The 9733-nt window shown below is 62.9% G+C and carries 11 protein-coding genes; 9 read left to right on the forward strand and 2 right to left on the reverse strand.

Going from position 1 to position 9733, the window contains the following annotated elements; all coding sequences use genetic code 11:
* The first annotated feature begins 72 nt into the window (after positions 1 to 72).
* The 8 genes from KHC19_RS18610 (at position 73) to KHC19_RS18645 (ending at position 6747) form a co-directional block, all read left to right on the forward strand.
* Complete coding sequence (locus KHC19_RS18610) at positions 73 to 507, forward strand: phage terminase small subunit P27 family (protein WP_213354160.1); 435 nt, start codon at positions 73 to 75, stop codon at positions 505 to 507.
* Positions 470 to 2320, forward strand: coding sequence for a terminase large subunit (locus tag KHC19_RS18615; protein WP_213354162.1), 1851 nt, complete (start codon positions 470 to 472; stop codon positions 2318 to 2320). The genes KHC19_RS18610 and KHC19_RS18615 overlap by 38 nt, the downstream gene beginning before the upstream one ends.
* Positions 2317 to 3609 carry a phage portal protein gene (locus KHC19_RS18620; RefSeq protein ID WP_213354164.1) on the forward strand — a complete coding sequence of 431 codons (1293 nt, stop codon included), beginning with the start codon at positions 2317 to 2319 and terminating at the stop codon, positions 3607 to 3609. Before KHC19_RS18615 ends, KHC19_RS18620 begins: the two co-directional genes overlap by 4 nt.
* The gene (locus tag KHC19_RS18625; protein WP_213354166.1) at positions 3593 to 4192 is read left to right on the forward strand and encodes an HK97 family phage prohead protease; all 600 of its coding nucleotides are present in this window, start codon (positions 3593 to 3595) and stop codon (positions 4190 to 4192) included. Before KHC19_RS18620 ends, KHC19_RS18625 begins: the two co-directional genes overlap by 17 nt.
* A gap of 68 nt (positions 4193 to 4260) precedes the next feature.
* Positions 4261 to 5505, forward strand: coding sequence for a phage major capsid protein (locus KHC19_RS18630; protein ID WP_213354168.1), 1245 nt, complete (start codon positions 4261 to 4263; stop codon positions 5503 to 5505).
* 53 nt (positions 5506 to 5558) lie between these two features.
* On the forward strand, positions 5559 to 5741 hold the full coding sequence (locus tag KHC19_RS18635; protein ID WP_213354170.1) for a hypothetical protein: 183 nt from the start codon (positions 5559 to 5561) through the stop codon (positions 5739 to 5741).
* The gene (locus KHC19_RS18640) at positions 5741 to 6373 is read left to right on the forward strand and encodes a head-tail connector protein (RefSeq protein WP_213354172.1); all 633 of its coding nucleotides are present in this window, start codon (positions 5741 to 5743) and stop codon (positions 6371 to 6373) included. Before KHC19_RS18635 ends, KHC19_RS18640 begins: the two co-directional genes overlap by 1 nt.
* Positions 6370 to 6747 (forward strand): hypothetical protein, encoded by a 378-nt coding sequence (locus KHC19_RS18645; RefSeq protein WP_213354174.1) that lies wholly within the window; start codon positions 6370 to 6372, stop codon positions 6745 to 6747. Before KHC19_RS18640 ends, KHC19_RS18645 begins: the two co-directional genes overlap by 4 nt.
* Before the next feature lie 100 nt (positions 6748 to 6847).
* On the opposite strand, the gene KHC19_RS18650 is transcribed toward KHC19_RS18645, so the two are convergent.
* Both KHC19_RS18650 and KHC19_RS18655 read right to left on the reverse strand, forming a co-directional pair.
* On the reverse strand, positions 6848 to 7936 hold the full coding sequence (locus KHC19_RS18650) for a hypothetical protein (RefSeq protein ID WP_213354176.1): 1089 nt from the start codon (positions 7934 to 7936) through the stop codon (positions 6848 to 6850).
* 137 nt (positions 7937 to 8073) lie between these two features.
* Positions 8074 to 8724 carry a 3'-5' exonuclease gene (locus KHC19_RS18655; RefSeq protein ID WP_378297123.1) on the reverse strand — a complete coding sequence of 217 codons (651 nt, stop codon included), beginning with the start codon at positions 8722 to 8724 and terminating at the stop codon, positions 8074 to 8076.
* A gap of 317 nt (positions 8725 to 9041) precedes the next feature.
* Here KHC19_RS18655 and KHC19_RS18660 point away from each other — a divergent pair, with 317 nt between their 5' ends.
* Positions 9042 to 9548, forward strand: a complete 507-nt coding sequence (locus tag KHC19_RS18660) for a hypothetical protein (protein WP_213354180.1) — start codon at positions 9042 to 9044, stop codon at positions 9546 to 9548.
* Positions 9549 to 9733 lie beyond the last annotated feature (185 nt).

The raw sequence follows: 9733 nt of genomic DNA on the forward strand, positions 1-9733 counted from the left end.
CCGGGGCCCCTTCATTCGCACTGAGACCAGTTTCAGAACAAAAAGTTGGGCCCACCCTAAAGGGTGATCTGCATGAACGTGATCGACGGCACCGGCCAGATCGTGCCGGAACCGCACTGGCGGATGCTGCTCACCGACGATCTGGAGATCGACGCGGCGACCGAATATTGGCGCGCCGTCACCACCGAACTGCGCGAGCGCAACCTGCTGGCGCCGGCAAATCGCCATGCCATTCAGCGCCTGGTGCTGGCCTATGTGATCTATGACCGCTCGGTGCGGGATGTCGCTGAGAATGGCGCCGTGACGAAGCCGAAACGCGGCAACCCCAAGGCCATCGCTCGGGTGAGCCCGCATTTCACGGCCATGCGCGAGGCTGCGAATGACGCGGCAACGCTGGAGGCGGAACTGGGGCTCTCGCCCCGCCGCCGCGGCGCCGTGACGAAGGTCGAGCGGAAGGCGAGGGCCGCCCGTGCGTCGGACGAGTTCAAGGGAAAAGCTGCCGGATGATCCGACGACCCGCTGGGCGCGGGACGCGGTAGACGGCAGGATCATCGTTGGCGAAATCGTGGCGGCGGCAGCTGAGCGACATTTGCGCGATATCGTCGACGGCGGCCGAGGCCTTCACTGGGTGCCGGAGAAGGCCGGCCGGGCGCTGCGGTTCTTCCCTGCCATGCTGCCGATCACCGCCGGCGCGATGGCCGGCCAGCCCTTCCACCCGCTGCCGTGGCATGTCTTCGGCGCCGGGTGTCTGTTCGGCTGGCGCAAGGACAGCGGCCGGATGCGATTCCGCTCCGCATGGTTCGAGACCGGCAAGGGACAGGCGAAGTCGCCGTTCATGGCGGCGATCGGCCTTTACCTGATGGGCTGGTACGGCGTGCCGCGCGCCGAGGTCTATTCGATCGGCCAGGACCGGGCGACGGCCAATGTGCTGTTCAAGGACGCGGTGGCGATGTGCCGGGCGCCGACGCCCGGGCAGGAAGACGAGCCGGAGGAGATCCGCGAGACGCTGGAGAACGCCGGCGACGTCCTGATCCGTGGCGAGGGCGACAATGCCTGGAAGATCGAGCACCCGGCGAGCGGCTCGAAATTTCAGTCCCTGGCAAATGGCGAGGCGATCAGCGGCCCGCGCCCGATCGCCGTGCTGGCAGACGAGATCCACGAGTTCAAGTCGAACCACTCGATTGAGACCTGGAAGCGCGCCATCGCCAAGATGCCGGGGGATGCGCTCATGCTGCTCGGCACCAACACGCCGGCCTCGGACCAGATCGTCGGGACGAACTATTCGGAGTTCTACCAGAAGGTTGCCCGCGGCGAGATCAAGGACGACGAGGCGTTCGCCTTCATCGCCCGGGTCGACAAGAAGGACCGGGAGACGGTGTTCGACAACCCGGCTTGCTGGCGCAAAGCGCTGCCGGCGCTGGGCATCACCTTCCCGGAAGAGAATATCCTCGGCGAGGTGAACACCGCGCGGGTGCTGCTCTCAACGGCCCAGTCGGTCAAGCGGCTGTATTTCGGCATTCCGATCGGCGCGACCGAGTTCTGGATTGCCGAAGAGGCATGGTCCGCCGTCCAAGGGGTAATCGACGAGGCAAAGGTGAAGGGCCGGCGGTGCTGGCTCAGTCTCGACCTGTCGAAGAAGAACGACCTGACGGCGCTCAGCATCTGCTGGGAGGACGAGGACGGGCACCTCTGGGTGCGGACCTTCTATTGGACGACCAAGGACGGCATCGGCGATCGGTCGAAGGCGGACAACACGCCCTATGACAAGTGGGCGCTGGAACCGGAGGCGACGCGGCTCGCCGCCGTTTCTGGCGCTGTGATCGACAAGACTTTCGTGGCGGCGAAGGTTGCCGAGATCTGCGCTTCGAATGACGTCCAGTTCTTGGCCTTCGACCCGGCTGGCATCGCGGACTTCATCGCCGCCTGCGAGCAGATCGGCTTCCCGGTTTGGCGGTGGGAAGGGCCCGACAAGCCAGAAGGCGCGGGACTTAAGATCGTGAGTCACGCACAGGGAAAGCTGGTGCGGTTCGAAGACAAGCAGCTGACGATGCCGCGCTCGATCGAGCGGCTGGAAGACAGGATTCTCAACAGGTCGATCACGATCGAAGCGTCGCCTGTGACCTACAACTGTGCGGCCAACGCTCACATCGATAGTGACGGCCAAGAGAACCGGGCCTTCGACAAGAAGCGATCGAGGGGAAGGATTGACGGCATGGTCACGATCGCGATGGCCGTTGGTGCCGCCGACAATGAGTTCGAAGTCGCTGAGCCGCCCGTTTCGCCCTGGGATGACCCTGAGTTTAGCCTGGTGGCCTCATGAAATTGTTCGGCTTCGACATCCGTAGGGAGGAGCGCGCTGCTGTCGAGAATCCGGCCGTGCCGCTGAACAGTGCGGCCGCTTGGGCCTCACTTTTCCAGAGCTGGGGAGGAGGAAGCGGGGCAGGCGCTGCGGTAACCGTTGAGACCGCGCTAGGGGTTCCGGCGGTGTTCTCCGCCGTTTCATTCCTCTCCCGCACCATGGCGACCCTGCCGCTGCACGCCTATCGCCATACCGAGAAAGGGGCGACGCGGATCAAGGGTGGCATTCAAACCTTGATCCATGAAGCTCCGAATGCGGAATGGACGAGCTTCGACTGGCGCGAATATCTGTTCTGGCAGGCCTTTACCGAAGGCCGCGGCCTCTCGTGGATCGAGCGATCCGGGACCAACCTCGTCGGCATCTGGCCCATGGTGACGGCCTGCACGACGATCCGGCTGCAAAACGGGAGGAAGACCTACGTCTATGCCGAAGAGGGCGTGCCGACGAAGACCTACCCGGCGAGCGACGTCATCGACCTGCCGTTCGCGCTGAAGTCCGATCGCGTCACTGCCTACTCGCCGATCGACAAATGCCGGAACGCGATTGGGCTGGCTATCGCCATGGAGGCGTACGCCGGAAACTTCTTCAAAGGCGGTGGCGTGCCGCCGCTTGCGCTGGTGGGGCAACTCGGCACCGGCAACGAAGCCATCAAGCGCTCCATCAATGACGTGCATCGCGCCATCGAAGTCGCCCGCTCGAGCAACAAGCCCATTTTCCCGTTGCCGGCGAGCTACGATCTGAAGCCTGTCGGCATCGACCCGGAAAAGGGGCAGATGGGCGAGGCCCGTCTGATGCAGATTCAGGAGATCGCCCGGGCTTTCCAACTGCCGCCGGTGTTCCTGCAGGACCTCTCGAAAGGGACATTCGCCAACACCGAGCAGCAAGATCTGTTCTTCGTGAAGCACCTCATCGGTCAATGGGCGAAGAAGTTCGAACAGCAGATGAACCTGAAGCTGTTCGGGCAGCGCAATAGCGGGCGCTACGTCGAACACAATCTGGACGGCCTCCAGCGCGGGGACTTCAAGAGCCGCATCGAGGGTCTGGCTCGCGCGATCCAGACCGCGCAAATGACGCCGGATGAGGCGAGGGCGCTGGAGAACCGACCCGCGCATTCCAATCCGGCCGCCAAGGAATTGCTGGTGCAGGGCGCGACCGTTGTTCTCGGCTCCTCGCCACCGGCCGGACACAACGGCGGGCCACCGCTCGACGATCCGCCGAAGGACGGACAGGAAAATGACGCAGAAGCCTGAGGCGGAGCAGCGATCTCACGTTCAAGCCCTCGAGCATCGGGCGGATGGCGACACCATGACAGTCGCCGGCTATGCGGCGGTCTTTGGAGAGACCACCGACATCGGCGGATATTTCCGCGAGGTGATCGCCCGCGGAGCCTTCGCTGAGACACTGCAGACGGCGGACGTGCTCGCCTATTTCGATCACGATAGTGGGCGGGTGCTTGGCCGATCGTCTGCCGGCACTCTCAGGCTGGTCGAAGACAGCAAGGGGCTCGCCGTCGAGATCGACCTTCCCGACACCTCGGATGGTCGCGACGTGCGCACGTTGATCGAGCGAGGCGACATCAAAGGCATGTCGTTCGGCTTCATGGTGACGCGTCAGGAATGGGATGAGACCGGCGCGATCCCGACGCGCACCATCAAGGAAGTCGTGCTTCGTGAGGTTTCAATCGTTTCGGAACCTGCCTATGACGGCACCTCGATAGCGCTTCGCAGCCTCGATGAGGCGAGGCGGGATCGTCGCCACAGCAATTTCAGCGCCGCCGCTCGCCGCGTCGGCATGAAGGTCACCCTTGATCTCCGATCGAGGAGTAAAGCGTAGGCGCTCGCCTCCGCCCAATCCCCCATCACGGGCCCGCTCACGCGGGCCTTTTTCATGAGGAGTTGGCTATGCCGACTATCGTCGAACTGCGCGAGCGCCAGGCCGTCATTACCGCCGAAGCTCGCGAGCGCCTGGACCTGATCACCGCCGAAACCGACGAAGCACGCGTGCGCGAGCTGGAGAGCCAGCATGACGCCGCCATGGCGGAATTCGATCGGCTCGATGTGCAGATCCGCCGCGAGGAGCAGGTCGCGGAAATGGAGCGCCGCGCCGAAGAAGAGCGTGTTCGCCAGCGTCCGAGCGGCGGCGATCGCACCGTTCCTGCCGGTGGCGGTGGTGAGCAGCGGACCTACGAGCAGGCGTTCAACGAATATCTGCGCCGCGGCATCGAGGGCATCGACGATGCCGACCGCGGCCTCATCCGCGAGCATCGCGCCCAGGGCACGACCACGGATGGCGCCGGCGGCTACACGGTGCCCACCGGCTTCGTCGGCGAGCTGATCAAGTCCCTGAAGGCATGGGGCCCGATGCTCGACCCGGGCGTGACCCGGGAGCTGATGACCGCGAGCGGCAACCAGCTGGAGATCCCGGCTCTCAACGACACGTCCAACATGGGCGTCCGACTGGCCGAGAACACCGCCGCGACGAGCGAGGGCGATCTGGCCTTCACCCAGAAGGTTCTCGACGCCTACAAATACTCGTCCGGGCCCATCCTGGTGTCGAACGAACTGCTGCAGGACAGCGCTCTGCCGTTCGAGCAGATCGTGCGCGATGCCATGGCCGAGCGTATCGCCCGCAAGGTCAATCTCGACCTGACGGTCGGCGATGGCACGGGCGATCCCAACGGCATCGTCACGGCTTCCGCCCTCGGCCGTACGTCGGTGGCGGCCGCTGCGATCACCTTCGACGAGATCATCGATCTCGTGCACTCGGTCGATCCTGCCTACCGCCAGAACGGCACCTGCCGCTTCATGTTCAACGACACCACCTTGGCGGTGCTGCGAAAGCTGAAGGACGGCGACGGCAACTATCTCTGGCAGCCGGCCGACGGCCGCAGCGGGGCGCCGGCGACCATCCTCGGCTATGGGTTCGTGATCAATCAGGCGGTGGATTCGATCGCTGCCGCCAAGAAGGTCATGCTCTTCGGCGACCTCAGCAAGTACGTGGTGCGTCGGGTGCGTGACTTCGCGGTCCGTCGCCTCGCTGAGCGTTATGCCGAGTTCGATCAGATCGGCTTCATCGGCTTCGGCCGGTACGACGGCGAACTGCTGGACGCTGCCGCCGTCAAGCACCTGATCACTGCCGCCTCGTGATCCATCGCGACGGGGCGGACTCGTGTCCGCCCCTCGCTCCAGGAGGATCTCCCATGAAGATCAAGATGCTTACGAGCCTGGCAGGAGTCGGCTTCGCGCTGGCGCCGGGCGACGAGACGGACCGCTTCCCCGATGCAGAGGCGCGTCGGATGGTCGAGGCTGGTTATGCCGTGCCCGTCGCCGAAGAGAAGCGTGAAATCGCTACCCGGAAGCCGGCCCCTGAGAAGCGTGGCTGATGTGGTATCCTTCAAAAGTCATCGCACCGCCCGCGGCTGAGCCGATCAGCCTGGCTCTCGCCAAGCAGCAGTGCGGGATTCCGGTCAACGAGACGGGGCGGGACGCTGAACTGACGGCGGCTATTGCCGGCGCCCGGGGGCTTGTCGAGAAGGTGTGCGGCATCCGCCTCGTGACGCAGACCGTCGACATGGTGTGCGACGGCTTCTGCGACCTCAGGGCCCTGCCGGACGCCCCGTTACAGTCAGTCACCTCGATCACCTATCTCGACACGGAAGGCGCCCCCCAGACGGTCCCGACGGCGGTCTATGAGGGCCGCCTCGATGGTTTGGAGCCGTCGATTGTGCTGGCGCATGGCAAGCAGTGGCCAACCACTCGCCGAGGCTCCCGGATCACGATCAAGGCTGTGGCGGGTTATGGCCTTGCCGCTGACGTGCCGCCGGATCTCGTGTCGGCCATGCTGCTGAAGATTGGATCGGCGATGAGCATGTCGGGCAAGGACATGCTGGTCCGCAGCGTTGAGGTGCACGACGTCGCGACCCGCCAGTATGGCGGGATCGTCGATGTCACAGCCTCCATGGACCGGGCCTTCTTGGCGCTGCTCGCCAACTACCAGCGAGGACTTCTGGCATGACACCTGCCGAGATCATCGCCGATCTGGACACCGCTTTGTCGCACTTCGGTGCGGATGCGGTGCTGCGTCGGGTGACATGGGCAGGCGGCAACTCGACCAATGACGATGTGACCGTGCGGATCCAGGCCCGGGGCTACACGCCTCGGGAGCTAACGGGGAACATCGTCCAGGGCGATACCAAGGTGATTCTGTCGCCGACGCAGCTCGTTGCCGCCGGCTGGCCGACTGTTCCCCAGACAGACGGCACCGACGCGCGGGTGCCCAGGAAGGGCGACAAGCTCGTCATCGCTGGGCGCGTACGCAACGTCGAGGCGGCCGCGCCGATCTATGTCGGGGGCGAGCTCCTGCGGATCGAGATGCAGGTGAGGGGATAATTCGACATTCCGCGCTTGGAGAGCTGGCGGAATGAGGGGGGGGGGGCTGAAGCTCCATTGACAGCGAGTGATAAGTCTCATGCTGAGACGCCAGGATGACTTACTCGATCTCGCGATTGTGCACCGGCTCCAAACCTATCGCCGCGGGCGCAAACGCGGAGATTGGTAATGCCGGGGGGAGGTACCAAACGGTTTCTCGCCCATTCGAGTTTACGACTGTCGCGAAAGGCGAAAAAGTTCGCATTTGTTCGGCCGTAGCCGTTGACGGGCCCGGCTTCACAATAATCCTCCCGGTTGGGAGGACCACCATGCCGCCAGACGCCAACGAACGTGGGACCACGAAACGGGACGGGCGCACGTCAATGAGTGCACGTTCGGCCGGCGTCAATTGTTCGAAAACAGAAGGGAGTGATTGCGCTGCTGAACTGGTCTCTGGTGTATGGGGCGCAGAGGCTGGTGCCATCATCGATGGCGGCGTACTGGACGCGAAGCCGGGAACCAGAATCCCCGACGAAGCAGTGTAGATCCTGTCAATACCCGCAGTGTAGCGTTTGTAGTCGCGGACTGCCGATAGTTCGAAGGCGAACACGATAGCCGTCGCGGGCTCAATGCTGCGCGCAATTCCGTTTGACACAGCGGCTCCAGCCGTGACGCCGAGTTTGGGATCGACGGTGGACGAAGCTTCTGCTTTGGCGGAAGTTTTGTTGCGGGTAACGACGCGGGCTAGCCCTTGGTATATCTTAGTGACGATATAATATTCATCCGCGGTTTTATTGAACTTTTGATACGCGTCACGAACAATCGTGCCAATTGTCGAGGCGTCAAGTTCAATGATTCTAGCGCCCGTGATCAAGATGTCGGTTTGCATATCATCGCTGGCGGCGACGGAGGCTCCGAAGAATTTGGCAATCTTTAATCCGAATTCGCCTTCTGTGCTAAAGTCAACCTTAGATGCCAGGTCGAATTCGGGCCCAACGATGTACGCCGATGCCGGTATGTTGCCCACACTGTGGAGAGATTTTCGATCCTTGAGGTAGATGGTGCCTACTTGTACGCCTCCTCTTGGAGGCAGATTCATCACAAAATGATCGGGTGAAGTATCAAGCTGCTGTGCAAGTTCGGTTCGGATGTCCGACTGTGCGAGGGTCGCTGACGCAAGTAGCGCAGTAAGCGCGAGAAAAATTCTCACGAGTGCCTCCCCGGACATCTGCCGCCTCTACAAAATGGCACGGGGTTGGCCGCTAGTAAAACCAATGTGTGTGATGCTGCGCGCTGCTCAGCAGAAGGGGAGGGCGGGAGGAGCTGGCCGTGAGTGGAACGGCGAGGCTACGCCGTGCGACGTCTCTTGGGCGTTCGCCGCGGTAAGGTGCCGTCCGGTCGCGGCGGTGCAGGCCTCAGGTTGGTTGGCGCAGGCCACGTTATTGGAGCCGCGGGGCGGTCATTGCTGCCTTGAAGGTTGAAATAGAGGCAGGAGGTGAGAAAGGCATCTTCATAAGCGCCGTGTCTTGCGCCCGCTCGTTGCAGTCCAATTCGATCCAGGCAAAGGTCGAGTTTAGCGGATCCCGACCAGCGCCGACGTGACCGTTCCATGGTGCAATACACGTCGGGATGATCGAGCGGAGCGAGACCGGCCTTGCGGATCTCTCGCTCGACATAACGCATGTCGAACTCTGCATTGTGGGCTACCAAACGATCCCCCCAGAGCAGGAAATCGCGGACTTCTTCGGCCGTCTCGGCGAATAGATCCTGAAACCGCAGGGTCCAGTCGTCCCAGCCGTGGACGGCGAGTGCGCCGGGGTGGCTGTCCTTGCGCGGGTCATAGACGTGGTGGAGCGAGTCTTTCAGCTCAGTGCCTTCGAAACGCAGCGCCGCGAGTGTGATGATCTTGTCGTACTGAGACAGGCCGGTCGTTTCAGTGTCGAGGACAATGACGCGCTGGAGGCCGCGTGAAATCGCCGGGGCCGTGGGGAAGATGATAGGCGCGGGGGGCGGTGTCCGGGTCGGGAGTGGCGGTGGAACGGCTAGTGGCGTGCGTCGTGCAGAAGAAGCTGGCGATCGGGACGCTCGCGCTTGTGGCAGTTTAGGGGGCGATACTGGTACGCCAGCCTTAGACTGCGGCGCTTTCCGCTTGGAGAGAGCTAGTACCGCCAGAAAAAGCGCGGCAACGGCAACGAGCCATATCCAATCGCTCATGAGTGCTTCCCCACCATGTTTTCCGCAACGGTACCATGGGCGGGTTGGGAGTCGAGTCAGGGTTATATTCGGCGATGATAACTTGGGCTGGAGATTAAGAGATGGACGCCCTTTTCGAAGTAGCAATCGAAGATGCGCGAGAGCGTCGCAACGCGGTCATCGACCTCATAAAATCGCAGGATCAGCAGGCGATTGCGCTACTGACCGGCTACTGCACATTGAGTGTTGCATGCGCATCCGGTGCGGTTGCCGCGTTCACGTTCAACTCGCCGTCCGCAAATTACTTTCTTTCAGCGATGCTGGGAGCCTTTTGCGCGCTCATGTTGGGCAACATGTTCTGCTACTTGGTGCTGAAATCGAGCGACGTCGTTCTGCCTGGACGCGAGGCTGGCTTCTGGAAATGGGCAGCCGAAAACAACGTCGGCCAATCCGAAGTGCTCGCGCAATACCTCGCATCGTATCACGAGACGGATGCCGAGAACGATGCTGTCAACCAAGCGTGCAGCAAATGGCTGCAGTGGGCGCGCATGAGCGGGATTGTCGCTGCGCCAGCCGCTAGCATAGCCGCACTCGCCTTCGGCGGATTGGCCTGGCTATTTGGGCTTTGATGGCGGCACTGGTCGGGGTGGTGGAGGCGGGGCCGGGATTGGCCACTCGTTCCTTTGGTGCCGCGTGGGCGGCGGCGGCGGCGGCGGCGGTGGCGGAGGAGGAGGATCCCTGTCGTTCTCGGTGACCTGAGACCCTGATCTTCCTCCAGATTTAGGTAGAGTCCGTCGATCATGGAGACGGACGA

This window comes from Ancylobacter oerskovii (genome assembly GCF_018390555.1).
Taxonomy (GTDB): domain Bacteria; phylum Pseudomonadota; class Alphaproteobacteria; order Rhizobiales; family Xanthobacteraceae; genus Ancylobacter; species Ancylobacter oerskovii.